This window comes from Rhizobium sp. YTUHZ044 (genome assembly GCF_051123975.1).
GTDB lineage: Bacteria > Pseudomonadota > Alphaproteobacteria > Rhizobiales > Rhizobiaceae > Rhizobium.
Genome location: NZ_CP101426.1, coordinates 3,205,894 through 3,220,364, shown reverse-complemented (window position 1 = coordinate 3,220,364; position 14,471 = coordinate 3,205,894). Strand labels below are relative to the sequence as shown.

Below are 14,471 nucleotides of genomic sequence, written 5' to 3'. Positions count from 1 at the left end.
CGAGATGGCCCCGATCGTCATCGACAGCGCCGACGACCCACGCATTGCCGAGTTTCGCGATATAAGAGAGCGTGACCTGACGGGCCGGGAAAACCGCTTTATCGCCGAAGGCACTGTCGTGCTGCGCATGCTCGCCGAGGCGCATGCGGCACGTCGCGGCTTCTCGGCCGAGAAAATCCTGCTGCTGCGCAATCGCGTCGACGGTCTGCAATCCATCCTCGAACGGTTTCCGGCTAGCGTGCCGGTTTATGTCGCCGAGGCTGAAGTGCTCGATGGTGTCGTCGGCTTTCATCTGCATCGCGGCGTTCTCGCCCTCGGCAAGCGAGAGGACTGCGGCGAGGCAGCACTTCTCGACGCATTGCCGGAACGGGCGCTGGTGCTGGTCGGCTGCGGCATTTCCAACCACGACAATGCCGGCTCGATGTTTCGCAATGCTGCCGCCTTCCGGGCGGATGCCGTGCTGCTCGACGAAACCTGCTGCGATCCGCTCTATCGCAAGGCATTGCGCGTGTCGGTCGGCTCGGTGTTGAGCGTTCCGCACCGGCGCGGCGGCAAGGCGCTGGACCTGCTTCTGGCGCTTGCCCAACGTGGGTTTGCGATCTGGACGCTGTCGCCGCATGGGAAGACCGACATCCGCGCCATTCCGGCCGGGGCACGCATGGCGCTCGTCATCGGCACGGAGGGGGAGGGCTTGCCGGAGGCACTGCTGGCGCACTTTCAGAGCGCCCGTATCCCGCAATCGGAGGAGCTCGACAGTCTCAACGCGGCGACTGCGACGGGGATCGCATTGTTTTCCATGGCCTCCGCCATGGGGCGGATCTGACGTTTGGAACGACGCGCGTCGGATCGATGGGCTAACGCACCGGATTGGCGATGACGGCCGCCGCCCTGTCGGCAAGGCTGACGCGATCGTTCGGGTTCTTGTTGCCGGCATCCGGCAGCAGCGCGTGGATCGGTGAGGAAGGGCCCTCGTTGAGTGCGGTCAGCGCGACCATATTGGCGGCGATCGAGGCGATCTCCTCGCGGATCGCGCCATCGCGTCCGGTGACGGACTTTGCCTTCTGCAGGCGCTCGGCAACGGCGGCGCTGCGCTTGCGGACATCCTCGCCCATCTCAGCCGTCACAGCGGCCGTGTCGAGCACGGATGCGGTCGTGTCTTCAGCCGTCAGTTCCGCCGGTAGTTCCGCCGCTATCTTGGCCAGGCCGGCATCGCGCAGCACCCGGTTGATCTTGCGGATCTCGGCATTGGCGGCTTTCAACTGCTCCTTCAACTTGGCGATCTCCTGCTGACGGCGGGCGAGCTGCGTTTCCTTCTCGGCGGCGGAAGCGCTTTCGCGTGCAGCCTTGTCCTCCAGGCGGATCACCATATGCTGCTGCTGCGTCAGTTTCTGTTCGGCATCCCTAGCCCGCTTCTGGAGCAGGTTGACGTCCTGGCGCAATGTGTCGCGTTCGTCGCGCAGCGCGTTGGCGCGGAATTTCAGGCTTTCCGCTTCGGTCTCACGCGCGGCGAGATCGATTCTCAGCCCGTCGGCCTGTTCGATGAGTTTGCTCAGCCGCGTTCGCATTGTCGCCAGTTCGCTCTCCTTGTCGGCGGCGGATTGTTCGGCAATATGCAGATTGGTTTTCAACTGGCTGATGTAGTTCTCATCCTTGCGCAGGTGCGAGCGCTGCTCGGCCGCCTCGACATGCATCTCGCCGATCTGGGCCTGCAATTCGCCGATCTCGGCGGCGAGCCTGCCGGCATCGACGGCGAGCGCATCGTGGCGCAGCTGGAGCGACAGGGATTTCTCGCGCTCACGCAGAAGGTCCTGGGTGGTGCGGGCATTCTCGGCGGCATGAAGCGCGCGCACCATATCCTTCTGGGCGCGAACCTCCTGCGGGCTCAGCGGCATCGTCGCCTTGAGACGGTTTTCGGTATACCAGACAATGCGGCGGTGAACGGCCGGCGAGACCAGAAAGACGAGGAAGGCCGCGGTCAGGAAGCCCAATCCGAACAAGAGAGCGTATTCGATCACGGCGCGGCCATCGATTCGACAGTTAATACGGGGTCAGCCGCGATGATTAAGCAGGCATGGCACGCATGGCAAGGCCGCCGATGCCGGCGGCAGCCGATTCCTGCCGCTTTACCGCCTCAGAAGGGGTTCCAGGTCGGCGCCTGGGTGATCTTGAGATAACCGACATTGACCCCGAGGCGGGCGCCGACGCCAGTGCGGATCGGCACAACCAGCACGTCATTGTTTTTCAGCACCGTCATGCCGAAGCCGGCGATCACATAGGCCGAGCCACTGACGCCGCCGAAGCGGGCATAGATGCCGTCGATGGAGGGCAGGTCGTAGACCAGCATCATGACGCGCGAACCCTGGCCGCCGTAATCGATGCCGAGAGACGGGCCCTGCCAGTAGAGCGGATGCTCGCCGGCGTTCTTGGTGTTGAGTTGGCCTTCGCCGTAGGTGAGACCGGCGATGAAGGCGCCGCCGCCTTCCTGCCCAAGAATATAACCGTTCGGCAGGCCGTATTTCTGGAAGGCGCTCTCGACCACCTTGGCAAGGCCGCCGCTGGCGGAGCCGAAGAAGGAGTGGCCGGCATCGATGATTTCCTGCATCGTATACTGACCGTTGTTCTGGGCCGCGGCCGGCCCGGCAATCATCAGCGAGGAGAAGACGAGGGCCGAAAGCAACCTGCAGAAGCCAATGAATCGGTGCGGAAATCGAGGGCGCATGATGTCATCCGTTCGTCGTTTGGCTGGAGCGGGCACCCGCTCGCGTCGATTGCTGCATTTTGCGCCGATGATCTTAACAATCGGTTTACCAAATATGGTGTCATTATGGCACTGAATACGATCGCAAACTTCGCGCAATTTTGATGAAGCATATTTGCGGGCGCGATGAGATTGCCGCCCTTCAGGAGACGATGATGTCCAAGAACCCGAACCTCACCCTGTCCGGCCCGGATCTAGCCGCGCTTCTCTGCAGCCGCGTTTGCCACGATGTCATCTCGCCCGTCGGCGCGATCAACAACGGCCTGGAGCTTCTGGATGAAGGCGGCGCTGATTCCGATGCAATGGATCTGATCCGCACCAGTGCGCTCAACGCTTCCGTCCGCCTGAAATTCGCGCGCCTCGCCTTCGGCGCATCGGGTTCAGTCGGCGCCTCGATCGATACCGGCGAGGCCGAGCGGGCCGCCAAGGATTTTGCCCTCGCCGAGAAGAAGACCGAGGTGATCTGGAACGGACCGCGTGCCATCGTGGCCAAGAACCGCGTCAAGCTGTTGCTCAACCTCTTCCTCGTCGCCTATTCGGCGATTCCGCGCGGCGGCGTGCTCGAGGTCACGCTCGAAAATCCTGAATTCGAGGCCAAGTTCACCCTCTCGGTGAAAGGCAAGCTGATGCGTCTGCCGCCGAAATTCGTCGAGATATCGACGGGGACGATCGAGGAAGCGATCGACGCCCATTCGATCCAGCCGTACTACGCCGTGCTTCTGGCCGAGGAGTGCGGAATGACGCTCGACCACAGCGCAAGTCCGGACGAACTGGTGTTCACGGCGACGGTTGCTGCGGTCTGATTTTTCGGCGTGCAGCAGCATGCTCTCGCCCGTCCGGTAACGATTCCTTAGCCTGATGGACCTATTCTCTTAGGTTGTGGAAGACCCCTCGTTGCGACGAATGCGGGGAAAGGAGTAGTCATGCAAAGGTTCATGATCACCGATAATTCGGACATTGTCCGTAAGGTCGGCAAGCGCATTCTCTCCGAACTCGACTTTCTCGTCAGCGAGGCCTCCGATGCCGCCGAGGCGCTGCAGCGCTGCCAGGCAGAGTTGCCGGAATACCTCATCGTCGATTCCGGCATGGAAGGTGCGCTCGACCTCATCGCGGCGATCCGCGCCATGGACGGCGGCAAAGAGGTCAAGATCTATTACTGCGTCATCGAGGCGGATCTGAAGAAGCTGATGGCGGGTAAACGAGCCGGCGCCACCGATTTCCTGCTGAAGCCGTTCGATCGTAAGATCCTAACCGCCGTTTTCGGAAACCGCGCGATTGCTGCCTGACATCAGCTTTCTTCCCGGCCGCATCGGCCGTCCCTGAGCATAGTGCCGCAAGCGCCGCCGGGCTCCGGCTGACGCTGCGCTTTTCCTTGACCGGAATGTTAACCTGTTCGGCCAGATCAGGCGGAATCCCTCTAACGGGGCGGCAGCGCCGGCAGTGCAAACGAAAAATCCCGCCGAAAGGGCGGGATTTCGTCATCCGATAAGGGGGATCGGAAGATCAAGCGGTTTCCGCATATTCGGTGCCATCCGGCTCGCGAAGAACGTAACCACGGCCCCAGACGGTTTCGATGTAATTGGCGCCGCCGGCGGCGTTGGCGAGCTTCTTGCGCAGCTTGCAGATGAAGACGTCGATGATCTTCAGCTCCGGTTCGTCCATGCCGCCGTAAAGGTGGTTCAGGAACATTTCCTTGGTGAGAGTGGTGCCCTTGCGGAGCGAAAGCAGCTCCAGCATCTGATATTCCTTGCCCGTCAGATGGACGCGCTGGCCGCCGACTTCGACGGTCTTGGCGTCGAGATTGACGATCAACTCGCCGGTCATGATGACCGACTGGGCGTGACCCTTGGAGCGGCGAACGATAGCGTGGATGCGGGCGACGAGCTCGTCCTTGTGGAAGGGCTTGGTCATGTAGTCGTCGGCGCCGAAGCCGAGGCCGCGAACCTTGTCCTCGATGCCTGCCATGCCCGACAGAATGAGGATCGGTGTCTTGACCTTGGACAGCCGGAGAGTGCGGAGCACTTCATATCCGGACATGTCGGGCAGGTTCAGATCGAGAAGGATGATGTCGTAATCATACAGCTTGCCCAGATCGACGCCTTCTTCACCGAGATCGGTGGTGTAAACATTAAAACTCTCTGATTTGAGCATCAATTCGATGCTCTGCGCCGTAGCGCTGTCGTCCTCGATGAGAAGTACCCGCATAATTATCCCCTTTACCGCCGCCGAAAGGTGGTCTGGCCCCCTACACGCTACCCGAACAAGCTACGTGATTTGGAAGCTGCCACGAAATGGTTAACAAATTCTAATTCACTCTGGCAAGGAGTATCGAATTTATTAAATAATTTTTCCATTTCTCTGTTTTCCAATAGGAATCTCAAAAAGGCGTTCCTCAACGTTAACATTAGGAAACAGCGCTAACTGATTCATCCGACTCGCCAATGAAAAGGTTCGAACTTCGTGCCGTGGCATTTACCGACCCTTAAATCATCGGGCCTATCATTAACGATGCCCGTAAACGAAAGGTTACCAGCGGTAGGTTTTTGTTAATATCGCAGGAAATTTTTTAGCAAACCGTGTCAAAGCGGCGCGCAGGGCGGTTTCAAGTTGAGCCGGGGTCTCGCATCACGGGAGTAATGCGTATGAAGTCGCGAGAAAGTCTCGTTCGCCTGAAAGAGTTTCAGGTGAACGAAAAACGACGTCAATTGCAGCAATTGCAGATGATGATGTCCGAATTCGAACGGATGACGAAGGATCTGGAGAGCCAGATCGTCGTCGAGGAAAAGAAGTCCGGTATATCCGACCCGAATCACTTTGCTTATCCGACCTTCGCCAAGGCCGCGCGTCAGCGGGCCGACAACCTGCAGGTTTCGATCAAGGAACTGAAGATGCAGGAAGAGGCGCTGGAACTGGCGCTTGAGGAAATGCAGGCGGAATATGCAAGGGCGACGGCGCTGGAAGAACGTGACAGCGGCGTCCGCGCCGCCAGGGCCTGAGAGAAAATGCGGGCGCCGGCGTCGGCGCCTGACGATCGCCTGAGAGAGGCCATGTATGATGGGCGCGCTGTCCGTCATACATGGCTTTTGGTGTTTCCCGCCTTTTGCGTCCGCACGCCGCCGCTCCCCGCGGCGACCGCTTCAGGCGTCGCGAATCAATTCACGACATCCTGCCATTCCGGATGACGTTGCGCCTGCCCCTTGAAGAACGGGCAGAGCGGGATGATCTTCCAACCGCCAGCGCGGGCCGCTTCCACCGCGTGCAGAGCCAATGCCTGGCCGACACCCTTGCCGCGCAGGGCATCGGGAACCGCCGTGTGATCGATGATGACGAGCTTCGGCGAGGTTCGCGAATAGGTCATCTCCGCCTCGTGCCCCTCGACGTCCACTGCATAACGGCCACCGGATACGCCTTCCTCATTTCGGATATCCATCGTCTTTCCTCGTGCACAGATATTAATCGCAGCCGACGGTGACACGGCGGCGCGGTCGTGCCAAGGCGGTAGAACAGTTCCTCAGGGAGACGCAGTGTTCATGAAAAATGTCGGATCGACGCGAGGCTCTGGGGCAATGAGCGCGCTTTCGATCATCCGCCCCGCTCTTCTCGTGGCCGCGCCGTTCCTCCTGGCGCTCGGCCTGATCTTACCGCTGGTCCGTTTCGAGACGCTGTATTTCTTCGATCAGACCCCTTCGCTCATCGAAATCGTCGTCTCGCTCTGGCAAGGCGGCGATGGGCTGCTGGCGGCGGTCGTCGCGCTGGTCTCGATCGTGCTTCCGTTTCTGAAGATGATCGGGATTGCGGCGGAAGCGACGGCTGCCGGCAGCGGGGCCGGGAGGCAGTTCTATCGGCGCGTCGTGCCGCATCTGTCCAAGTGGTCAATGATGGACGTGCTGCTGGTCGCGATCGTCATTGCTGCGGCGAAGACAACGGGGTTGGCGGATGCCTTCACGCAGCCCGGCCTCTGGTGCTACGCCGCCTCGTCAATAATTTCGGGCCTTCTTCATTCCCTGATGGGAGATGCGTCCGGCCCGAAATAAATGTCGGCGATGGCGCGCGATCAGTGGCGATATTGCTGGATGCGCGTGGTGCGCAGGCCGGCGAGGCCATGGCTGTTGATCGACGACTGCCAGGAAAGGAACTCTTCGACCGTGAGCGTGTAACGCTCGCAGGCCTCTTCCAAGCTCAACAGGCCACCGCGAACAGCCGCGACAACCTCTGCCTTGCGGCGGATCACCCAGCGCCGCGTATTGGGCGGCGGAAGGTCCGCGATGGTCAGGGGGCTGCCATCGGGGCCGATGACATATTTCACTCGGGGACGTATCATTTCGGTCATTGGACTCTCTACACAACGCAAGACCACGAGCGCCACTCTAGCCTGCCACATTTAAAAATTGCCTAAGCCCAACGTAAGACTTTGATAACAAATTTAGATGCCCGGAGTGGCCGGTGAACGAGCGAAGCAAAATCCCGCCGGCTCTCACGAGCACGTCGATCTCTTCTACGGCATCGGACCGGTGACGCCGATGAAGCGGACGGTTCCGCCGATCTTCCGTGAGGAGGGATCGATTGCGGGAAGTGCGGCCGATCAGGAAAATTGCCGCCGCTGCACGCTCTTCCAGGTGCCCGGCCTGAAAAACGGCTTCGCCTTCGCATTGCCAGCATTGACCTGAAACAATACATTTTCGCTACTCGGGCAGCCATGCATTCTATGGCAGTGCGCTTTAGCTGCGTGAGCTTCTGGAGCAGCTCTCAGGCAACAGCAATCCTGAAGATGGCTCGCCGGCAACGTCTAGCCGGCCCCAGATCGGAGAGCTGCGCTGTCGGCGAATCGCAAGAGCAGCGATGAGATCGCGATCATTCTCGATCTCTCATCGCACGCTGTCGACGGTTATCTGAAGAGCGCGATGTAAAAGCCATACAGGGTCAACCGCACGCAGGCGGTCGCCAGAACGGCACCGGCCGCCCTGTCCTTTCTCACAAAAAGGCGAGAGCAATTCCAGGCAAAGCGTAAAGTGCTTTTGCCGGGAATTGCACAATACAAAAGGTTCGAGCGGTTCTGCGCTTCCGTGGAAAGCTGAACCGCTGTTAAAAGCCTTTTCCGCCGGTCACTTCTGACACAACGGTCCCGACGATGATGCGCATGTCCATCAAGATCGAGAAATTCCCGACATAATAAAGATCACAAGCGATGCGGGCGCGCGCCTTGGCGGGACGATCGGTCGGACCGCGCAGGCCACGCATCTGGGCAAGACCGGTCATGCCGGGGCGCATGGCGTGGCGCTGATGATATTCCGGCACGAGCTCTTCATAGAGCATGCCGCCGGCGCGCATGCCGATTGCATGGCAGCGAGGACCGACGACCGACATATCGCCCAACAGCACGTTCAACAGCTGTGGCAACTCGTCGATATTCGTGCGGCGCAGAATGGCGCCGATGCGGGTGATACGGGGGTCGTTCTTCACCGTCTGGGCGACGCCCGAGACATCGCAGAGATCGGTACGCATGGAACGGAACTTGTAGACCTTGATGGCCTTGCAGTTCTTACCCCAGCGGGTCTGCTTGAACAGCACCGGTCCCGGGCTGTCGAGCTTGATCAGCAGGGCGACGAGGAGAAGGAAAGGGGCGAGGACGAGGAGGGCGCTCAACGACGAAACTATGTCGAACGCCCGCTTCAGGGCGAGATCCACCCACGGCGCCTGGGAGGCATCGCTATGGATGACAGGGGTTTGAATCTTCAGGCTCGGCTGCTGGCGGCGGCTCGGCCGGAAGGAATCAGTCGAAATGGTGTTGTTTAATTCCGTGATGCTCAAGGATCGTACTCTGTTGTCTTCGAGGGGCGCGGCGGCAATAGGCGATCAATGGTTTGCCCTGTGACCAGGGCTGCACTCAGGTGTTGGTAACCCTACTAAAACGGAAAAATGCGACAATTGTGTAATGGTGTCCAGAGAAATATCGCATCGCAACAAATCTTTCGCACTTGCGTTAAGTTGAGGCAACCTCATGATATTTCGTTAATAATTGGAATTTCGTCAAGGTTTCTAGGCTCTTGGCGAGGGCTTCCACAGGTCTGTCCTCGTGTTGTTTCGACACGCGACCGACGGTTGGCCGACGGCATTTTTAACGAATTCCGACGTGAATTTTTTTGCCGGATATGTTCGGCCGTTCTCAATCTGTGTCAAAATATGACAAAATCAAGGCCGAATCGGCAGGGGTTCGAACCGGTGAAGATGGACGTTAAGCCCACCGGGAATCACGCGCGCCGCATCGGCCAAATCACTTTCCGATTTCTACGAGTGTCTGCGGTGCGGCTCGAACGCGGCAGGACGATATTTGAACGATTAAGAGCAGGGGCCGCAGTGGTCGCCACGCGCCAAGGCGTTCGTGGAGCGGGCGGCAGGCGCAGAACATATCATGAGCGGGACCGCGTATCATGGCATTTGCGAATGCCCGCGGACGGTCACGCCGGTTCGAGGACGCGTTTCCTGCCGCCCCAGGAAATGAAGTTCGGGTTGGCGAAGTCGAAATCGGCCGCTGTCCCCGTCTTGCCATAGGTCAGCAGCGCTCCGTCGAGCGTCACCGTCGATCCCCCGGCAGCGCGCAGCACCGCATCGCCGGCCGCGGTGTCCCACTCCATCGTGCGGGTGAAGCGTGGATAGACGTCGGCCTTGCCTTCTGCCAGCAGGCAGAATTTCAGCGAGGAGCCGATATTGGTGCATTTGGAGATCGCGTGATCGGCGAGGAAGGTTCCCGTCTCCGGGCTGTTGTGACGAAGGCTTGCAAGTGCAAGCCGGTCGTCCGGCTGCTCGCGCACGGCAATTGCGGTGCGCGCCCCGATGGTGAAGTCCTCGGTGACATCAAGCCTTTCGGCACGGCCGCGCTCTCCTAAGAAGGCGAGCCCGAGCGCCGGCGCGTAGACGATCCCGGCGACCGGGGCGCCGTTCTCGATATAAGCGATGTTGACGGTGAATTCCTGCCGTCCGTCGACGAATTCACGGGTGCCGTCGAGCGGGTCGACCAGGAAGAAGCCGCGGCCGCTGATGTCGGGCACGCTTCCAGCGGCAACCGACTCTTCCGCCACGACGGGTATATCGGGATAATCCCTGGACAGATGGGCGAGGATGATGCGTTCGGCCTCCTCGTCGGCAACCGTAACCGGGCTCGCGTCCGCCTTCATGGTGATGGGAAAGCCTTCGCGCAAGATCGCGATGATGGCCTTACCGGCTTCGAGCGCCGCCTTTTCAAATGTCGTCAGCATTGTCCTTTTGCCGTTCGCCGCGCCGCGAGCGCCCGCTGTCGCTCGTCGTCAACCATCCCTGTCGCACCAGATATCGATATGGTGGTTCTCGCCGCGCCCCGCACCCCCGATAACGCAGATTGAAGATGCTACCATAAGTTCCCGCAGCTGTCAGGCGAGGATGGCGGCATTTACCTGTGAAATACCATTCGCAAAAACTGCAGGCTCAAGGGTTGAATTTGCGCTTTCTTCCAGCCTTATGGAATAGCTTACGCGGGAAGCGGCGCAGGAAATCGACGGCGCGCTTGCCGGATGGTTAAGCCGGCAGCAGGTTTTGGCTAAAAATGGGTCGGTCTTTGCCGATTTTCTGTGGATTCTGGTTCAAAATGCGCCATTTAGGCCTGTTCGAATAAGAATCTGCTGGCGTAAATCCTTTTTGTCTTCACATTTTCACCGAAACCGCTATGCATGCGGCCTATGAGGTTCCTTGAACGAGGAGCCGAATAACCAAAAAGAGATGCAGCATCTTCGGCTCGCATCCAGGGGAAAACGACATATGGAGTATTTCGTCCAGCAGCTCTTCAATGGGCTGACGCTCGGATCCATCTATGGCCTCGTGGCTATCGGCTATACGATGGTTTATGGCATTATCGGCATGATCAATTTCGCCCATGGCGACATCTTCATGCTCGGTGGTTTCGCCGCTCTTATCGTCTTTCTCGTCCTCACATCCATCTTCGCAGGTCTCCCGGTGGCAATTTTGCTGCTGGCGATGCTTGTCGTCGCGATGCTGATGACGAGTCTGTGGAATTGGACGATCGAGCGTGTCGCCTACCGTCCGCTGCGCGGATCCTTCCGCCTTGCACCGTTGATCACCGCGATCGGCATGTCGATTGTGCTGTCCAACTTCATCCAGGTGACGCAGGGGCCGCGCAACAAGCCGATCCCGCCGATGGTGAGCTCGGTTTACCAGTTCGGCAACATCTCGGTGTCGCTGAAGCAGATCATCATCATCCTGATCACGGCGGTGCTGCTGACCGTCTTCTGGTATATCGTCAATCACACGGCCCTCGGCCGCGCCCAGCGCGCCACCGAGCAGGATCGCAAGATGGCGGCGCTGCTCGGCGTCAATGTCGACCAGACGATCTCGATCACTTTCGTCATGGGGGCGGCGCTGGCTGCCGTCGCCGGGACGATGTATCTGATGTATTATGGCGTCGCTTCGTTCGCCGATGGTTTCACGCCGGGTGTGAAGGCATTTACCGCAGCCGTTCTCGGCGGCATCGGCTCGTTGCCGGGCGCCGTTCTTGGTGGGCTGATGATTGGCCTGATCGAATCGCTGTGGTCAGCCTATTTCACCATCGCGTATAAGGATGTGGCGACCTTCGCCATCCTCGCTTTCGTGCTGATCTTCAAACCGACGGGCATCCTCGGACGGCCGGAAGTCGAGAAGGTATAACGTCATGGCAAATATCGAGAATTCTGCAGGCAAGCCCGATGCCGGACTTGTCCGCAAAGGTCTTATCGAAGCCCTTTTCGCCGCCGTTCTCTCCCTCGGCATGTTCGTTCTCTATGTCGGCCTGAAAACCGATCAGAACATCAACAACGAGCTGATCATCGTCCAGCGTTGGGGACTGCTGGCGATTTTTGTCGCTATCGCCGCGATCGGCCGTTTCGCGATGGTCGTTTTCATCAAGCCGAATATCGACCGCCGAAAACTCCGCAAGGCGCGGGAAGGCGATCTCGACATTTCGACCGAGAAGAGTTTCTTCCATCGGCATTTCCTGAAGATCGCGCTGCTCGCGCTACTGCTTTATCCCATGGTGATCGTGGCGCTCGTCGGCGCTCAGGGCTCGTTGAAATGGGTCGACAATTTCGGCATCCAGATCCTGATCTACGTGATGCTCGCGTGGGGACTGAACATCGTCGTCGGCCTCGCGGGCCTTCTCGATCTCGGCTATGTCGCCTTCTATGCGGTCGGCGCCTATTCCTACGCCCTGCTGTCGAGCTATTTCGGCCTGTCCTTCTGGTTGCTGCTGCCGCTTTCCGGCATTCTCGCAGCGCTCTGGGGCGTCATTCTCGGCTTCCCGGTGCTGCGCCTGCGCGGCGACTATCTCGCCATCGTCACGCTCGCCTTCGGTGAAATCATCCGCCTCGTCCTGATCAACTGGACCGATGTGACCAAGGGAACCTTTGGTATCTCGAGCATTCCCAAGGCGACGCTCTTCGGCATTCCTTTCGATGCGACGGCCGGCGGCTTTGCCAAGCTCTTTCACCTGCCGATGTCTTCCGCGTACTACAAGATTTTCCTCTTCTACCTGATCCTGGCGCTGTGCATGCTGACGGCCTACGTCACCATCCGCCTGCGGCGCATGCCGATCGGGCGTGCCTGGGAAGCGCTGCGTGAAGACGAGATCGCTTGCCGTTCGCTCGGCATCAACACGGTGACGACCAAGCTGACGGCGTTCGCGACGGGAGCCATGTTCGGTGGCTTCGCGGGCTCGTTCTTCGCCGCTCGCCAGGGATTCGTCTCGCCGGAATCCTTCATCTTCCTGGAATCGGCCGTCGTTCTCGCCATCGTCGTTCTCGGCGGCATGGGCTCGCTGACCGGCATTGCGATCGCCGCGATCGTCATGGTGGGCGGTACCGAAGCGCTGCGCGAAATGGATTTCCTGAAAGCAGTCTTTGGGCCCGACTTCACGCCGGAACTCTACCGCATGCTGCTCTTCGGTCTCGCCATGGTGGTCGTCATGCTGTTCAAACCGCGCGGTTTCGTCGGATCGCGTGAACCAACCGCCTTCCTCAAGACACGCAAGGCCGTATCTGGAAGCTTCACCAAGGAGGGCCACGGTTGATGAGCCCCGTCACCAATACGATGTCGAGCGACACGCTTCTCAAGGTCGAGCACCTGTCGATGAAGTTCGGCGGCCTGATGGCCATCAACGACTTTTCCTTCGAGGCCAAGCGCGGCGACATCACCGCGTTGATCGGTCCGAACGGCGCCGGCAAGACCACCGTCTTCAACTGCATCACCGGCTTCTATAAGCCGACGATGGGGATGATCACGCTTAATCAGAGAAGCGGCAAGCAGTACCTGCTGGAGCGTCTCCCGGACTTTCGCATCACCAAGGAAGCCAAGGTGGCGCGAACGTTCCAAAACATCCGGCTGTTTTCCGGCCTGACGGTTCTGGAAAATCTGCTCGTCGCCCAGCACAACAAGCTGATGCAGGCGTCGGGTTATACCATTCTCGGCCTCATCGGCATCGGTCCCTACAAGCGAGAAGCGGCCGCATCGATCGAGCTGGCGCGCCATTGGCTCGAGAAGGCCGATCTGATCGACCGTGCCGATGATCCGGCAGGCGACCTGCCTTACGGCGCCCAGCGGCGTCTCGAGATCGCGCGTGCAATGTGCACGGGCCCAGAATTGCTTTGCCTGGACGAACCGGCCGCAGGCCTCAACCCACGCGAATCTGCTAAGCTCAACGAGCTTCTGCAGGGCATTCGAGCCGATACCGGAACCTCCATTCTCCTTATCGAGCATGACATGTCTGTGGTTATGGAAATCTCCGATCACGTCGTCGTGCTTGAATATGGCCAGAAGATTTCCGATGGCACGCCCGACCATGTGAAGCACGACCCGAAGGTCATTGCGGCCTATCTCGGCGTCGAGGATGAAGAAGTGGAAGAGGTGATCGCAACCGTCGAGCAGCTCGAAGGAGGCGCAAACTGATGGGCGATGCAGTCATGACGGGTCAACCGCTTCTTCAGGTGAATGGCGTCGAAACCTACTACGGCAATATCCGCGCGCTGGCCGGCATCGATGTCGAGGTCAACAAGGGCGAGATCGTCAGTCTGATCGGCGCCAATGGCGCCGGCAAGTCGACGCTGATGATGACGATCTGCGGCAGCCCCCAGGCCCGTAAGGGCTCCGTCGTCTTCGAGGGTCGCGAGATCACCCGTATGCCGACCCATGAAATCGCACGCCTGCGCATCGCGCAGTCGCCGGAAGGGCGTCGCATCTTCCCGCGCATGACGGTCATGGAAAACCTCCAGATGGGGGCGGGTCTCGACAATCTCAAATATTTCGCCGAAGACGTCGAGAAGATCTTCACGCTCTTCCCGCGTCTCAAGGAACGTCACGCCCAGCGCGGCGGCACGCTTTCGGGCGGCGAGCAGCAGATGCTGTCGATCGGCCGCGCGCTGATGGCGCGCCCAAAGCTGCTGTTGCTCGACGAACCTTCGCTCGGCCTGGCGCCGCTGATCGTCAAGGGGATTTTCGAAGCAATCCGGAAGCTCAATGAGCAGGAAGGCCTCACCGTGTTCCTTGTCGAGCAGAATGCATTCGCGGCGCTGAGACTCTCGCACCGCGCTTACGTGATGGTGAACGGCAAGGTGACCATGAGCGGCTCCGGCAAGGAACTGCTCGCCAATCCGGAAGTCCGCGCCGCCTATCTCGAAGGCGGAAGACATTAGTCGAAGGG

Annotated in this window: 17 protein-coding genes; 10 read left to right on the top strand and 7 right to left on the bottom strand. The window is 59.7% G+C overall.

Going from position 1 to position 14,471, the window contains the following annotated elements; translation table 11 throughout:
• Window positions 1-4 precede the first annotated feature (4 nt).
• Complete coding sequence (locus tag NL154_RS16050; RefSeq protein WP_434732956.1) at window positions 5-823, top strand: TrmH family RNA methyltransferase; 819 nt, start codon at window positions 5-7, stop codon at window positions 821-823.
• Between the two features lie 31 nt (window positions 824-854).
• On the opposite strand, the gene NL154_RS16045 is transcribed toward NL154_RS16050, so the two are convergent.
• Window positions 855-2,015 carry a hypothetical protein gene (locus NL154_RS16045; RefSeq protein ID WP_434732955.1) on the bottom strand — a complete coding sequence of 387 codons (1,161 nt, stop codon included), beginning with the start codon at window positions 2,013-2,015 and terminating at the stop codon, window positions 855-857.
• A gap of 116 nt (window positions 2,016-2,131) precedes the next feature.
• Window positions 2,132-2,719: a DUF1134 domain-containing protein gene (locus NL154_RS16040; RefSeq protein ID WP_210630079.1), complete on the bottom strand. Its 588-nt coding sequence runs from the start codon at window positions 2,717-2,719 to the stop codon at window positions 2,132-2,134.
• A gap of 194 nt (window positions 2,720-2,913) precedes the next feature.
• Here NL154_RS16040 and chpT point away from each other — a divergent pair, with 194 nt between their 5' ends.
• Together chpT and NL154_RS16030 are read left to right on the top strand one after the other, a co-directional pair.
• Window positions 2,914-3,561: a histidine phosphotransferase ChpT gene (gene chpT, locus NL154_RS16035; RefSeq protein ID WP_210630081.1), complete on the top strand. Its 648-nt coding sequence runs from the start codon at window positions 2,914-2,916 to the stop codon at window positions 3,559-3,561.
• A gap of 120 nt (window positions 3,562-3,681) precedes the next feature.
• Window positions 3,682-4,044, top strand: coding sequence for a response regulator (locus NL154_RS16030; protein ID WP_210630083.1), 363 nt, complete (start codon window positions 3,682-3,684; stop codon window positions 4,042-4,044).
• Window positions 4,045-4,261: 217 nt separating this feature from the next.
• On the opposite strand, the gene ctrA is transcribed toward NL154_RS16030, so the two are convergent.
• Window positions 4,262-4,963, bottom strand: coding sequence for a response regulator transcription factor CtrA (gene ctrA, locus NL154_RS16025; RefSeq protein ID WP_007533606.1), 702 nt, complete (start codon window positions 4,961-4,963; stop codon window positions 4,262-4,264).
• Between the two features lie 437 nt (window positions 4,964-5,400).
• On the opposite strand from ctrA, the gene NL154_RS16020 reads away from it, so the two are divergent.
• Window positions 5,401-5,754, top strand: a complete 354-nt coding sequence (locus NL154_RS16020; protein WP_210630084.1) for a flagellar export protein FliJ — start codon at window positions 5,401-5,403, stop codon at window positions 5,752-5,754.
• A gap of 155 nt (window positions 5,755-5,909) precedes the next feature.
• On the opposite strand, the gene NL154_RS16015 is transcribed toward NL154_RS16020, so the two are convergent.
• Window positions 5,910-6,188, bottom strand: a complete 279-nt coding sequence (locus tag NL154_RS16015) for a GNAT family N-acetyltransferase (protein WP_434732954.1) — start codon at window positions 6,186-6,188, stop codon at window positions 5,910-5,912.
• A 136-nt stretch (window positions 6,189-6,324) separates the two neighbouring features.
• Here NL154_RS16015 and NL154_RS16010 point away from each other — a divergent pair, with 136 nt between their 5' ends.
• Entirely contained in the window at window positions 6,325-6,792 is a 468-nt protein-coding gene (locus NL154_RS16010) for a paraquat-inducible protein A (protein ID WP_210630088.1), read from the top strand.
• Between the two features lie 20 nt (window positions 6,793-6,812).
• On the opposite strand, the gene NL154_RS16005 is transcribed toward NL154_RS16010, so the two are convergent.
• Window positions 6,813-7,088 carry a DUF1153 domain-containing protein gene (locus NL154_RS16005; protein WP_007533628.1) on the bottom strand — a complete coding sequence of 92 codons (276 nt, stop codon included), beginning with the start codon at window positions 7,086-7,088 and terminating at the stop codon, window positions 6,813-6,815.
• A 106-nt stretch (window positions 7,089-7,194) separates the two neighbouring features.
• On the opposite strand from NL154_RS16005, the gene NL154_RS16000 reads away from it, so the two are divergent.
• Window positions 7,195-7,425, top strand: coding sequence for a hypothetical protein (locus NL154_RS16000; protein WP_210630090.1), 231 nt, complete (start codon window positions 7,195-7,197; stop codon window positions 7,423-7,425).
• A 415-nt stretch (window positions 7,426-7,840) separates the two neighbouring features.
• On the opposite strand, the gene NL154_RS15995 is transcribed toward NL154_RS16000, so the two are convergent.
• Entirely contained in the window at window positions 7,841-8,566 is a 726-nt protein-coding gene (locus NL154_RS15995; protein WP_210630091.1) for a sugar transferase, read from the bottom strand.
• 647 nt (window positions 8,567-9,213) lie between these two features.
• Entirely contained in the window at window positions 9,214-10,011 is a 798-nt protein-coding gene (gene cysQ, locus NL154_RS15990; protein ID WP_221144674.1) for a 3'(2'),5'-bisphosphate nucleotidase CysQ, read from the bottom strand.
• A gap of 535 nt (window positions 10,012-10,546) precedes the next feature.
• Here cysQ and NL154_RS15985 point away from each other — a divergent pair.
• Genes NL154_RS15985 through NL154_RS15970 form a run of 4 tightly spaced genes read left to right on the top strand, consistent with a single transcriptional unit; the run spans window position 10,547 to window position 14,463 of the window.
• Window positions 10,547-11,449 (top strand): branched-chain amino acid ABC transporter permease, encoded by a 903-nt coding sequence (locus tag NL154_RS15985; RefSeq protein ID WP_064811172.1) that lies wholly within the window; start codon window positions 10,547-10,549, stop codon window positions 11,447-11,449.
• A 4-nt stretch (window positions 11,450-11,453) separates the two neighbouring features.
• Window positions 11,454-12,845: a high-affinity branched-chain amino acid ABC transporter permease LivM gene (gene livM, locus NL154_RS15980; protein WP_210630095.1), complete on the top strand. Its 1,392-nt coding sequence runs from the start codon at window positions 11,454-11,456 to the stop codon at window positions 12,843-12,845.
• Window positions 12,845-13,720, top strand: coding sequence for an ABC transporter ATP-binding protein (locus tag NL154_RS15975; RefSeq protein ID WP_210630096.1), 876 nt, complete (start codon window positions 12,845-12,847; stop codon window positions 13,718-13,720). Before livM ends, NL154_RS15975 begins: the two co-directional genes overlap by 1 nt.
• Window positions 13,720-14,463 carry an ABC transporter ATP-binding protein gene (locus NL154_RS15970; protein WP_176536353.1) on the top strand — a complete coding sequence of 248 codons (744 nt, stop codon included), beginning with the start codon at window positions 13,720-13,722 and terminating at the stop codon, window positions 14,461-14,463. The genes NL154_RS15975 and NL154_RS15970 overlap by 1 nt, the downstream gene beginning before the upstream one ends.
• Window positions 14,464-14,471 lie beyond the last annotated feature (8 nt).

Excerpts from the sequence above, each read along its gene's own strand:
- NL154_RS15975 (WP_210630096.1), top strand. The coding sequence starts at position 12,845 with ATGAGCCCCGTCACCAATACGATGTCGAGCGACACGCTTCTCAAGGTC.
- NL154_RS16030 (WP_210630083.1), top strand. The coding sequence starts at position 3,682 with ATGCAAAGGTTCATGATCACCGATAATTCGGACATTGTCCGTAAGGTC.
- NL154_RS16040 (WP_210630079.1), bottom strand. The coding sequence starts at position 2,719 with ATGCGCCCTCGATTTCCGCACCGATTCATTGGCTTCTGCAGGTTGCTT.
- NL154_RS15985 (WP_064811172.1), top strand. The coding sequence starts at position 10,547 with ATGGAGTATTTCGTCCAGCAGCTCTTCAATGGGCTGACGCTCGGATCC.
- NL154_RS16005 (WP_007533628.1), bottom strand. The coding sequence starts at position 7,088 with ATGACCGAAATGATACGTCCCCGAGTGAAATATGTCATCGGCCCCGAT.
- livM (WP_210630095.1), top strand. The coding sequence starts at position 11,454 with ATGGCAAATATCGAGAATTCTGCAGGCAAGCCCGATGCCGGACTTGTC.
- ctrA (WP_007533606.1), bottom strand. The coding sequence starts at position 4,963 with ATGCGGGTACTTCTCATCGAGGACGACAGCGCTACGGCGCAGAGCATC.
- chpT (WP_210630081.1), top strand. The coding sequence starts at position 2,914 with ATGTCCAAGAACCCGAACCTCACCCTGTCCGGCCCGGATCTAGCCGCG.
- NL154_RS15970 (WP_176536353.1), top strand. The coding sequence starts at position 13,720 with ATGGGCGATGCAGTCATGACGGGTCAACCGCTTCTTCAGGTGAATGGC.
- NL154_RS16050 (WP_434732956.1), top strand. The coding sequence starts at position 5 with ATGGCCCCGATCGTCATCGACAGCGCCGACGACCCACGCATTGCCGAG.
- NL154_RS16010 (WP_210630088.1), top strand. The coding sequence starts at position 6,325 with ATGAGCGCGCTTTCGATCATCCGCCCCGCTCTTCTCGTGGCCGCGCCG.
- cysQ (WP_221144674.1), bottom strand. The coding sequence starts at position 10,011 with ATGCTGACGACATTTGAAAAGGCGGCGCTCGAAGCCGGTAAGGCCATC.
- NL154_RS16015 (WP_434732954.1), bottom strand. The coding sequence starts at position 6,188 with ATGGATATCCGAAATGAGGAAGGCGTATCCGGTGGCCGTTATGCAGTG.
- NL154_RS16020 (WP_210630084.1), top strand. The coding sequence starts at position 5,401 with ATGAAGTCGCGAGAAAGTCTCGTTCGCCTGAAAGAGTTTCAGGTGAAC.